Source organism: Secundilactobacillus silagei JCM 19001 (genome assembly GCF_002217945.1).
Classification (GTDB): Bacteria; Bacillota; Bacilli; order Lactobacillales; family Lactobacillaceae; genus Secundilactobacillus; species Secundilactobacillus silagei.
Map to the genome: position 1 here is coordinate 1 of NZ_BCMG01000086.1, position 206 is coordinate 206.

The window sequence follows — 206 nt, forward strand, 5'->3', positions numbered from 1 at the left end:
ATCACTTAAGTCCGAAGCCACCGTGCTTTGATCACTCTGGAAGCCAGTCGAGTCGCTGTTGATCTTCGTCTGATCACTGTTGATAGCGCTCTGGTCATTGCTCAACGCATTCGACTTCGCACTTGCGGCACTCGTGACGTCGTCACTGTACTCGCCGGAATCGCTCTGGTAATTACTATTATCTTTGCTCTTCTGCGTCTGGTCAC

The 206-nt window shown here is 51.0% G+C and carries 1 protein-coding gene; it reads right to left on the minus strand.

All coding sequences use genetic code 11. The features are described 5' to 3' along the window. Positions 1-206: hypothetical protein (locus tag CES79_RS12990; RefSeq protein WP_159459512.1), on the minus strand; the 206-nt coding region annotated here is incomplete at both ends.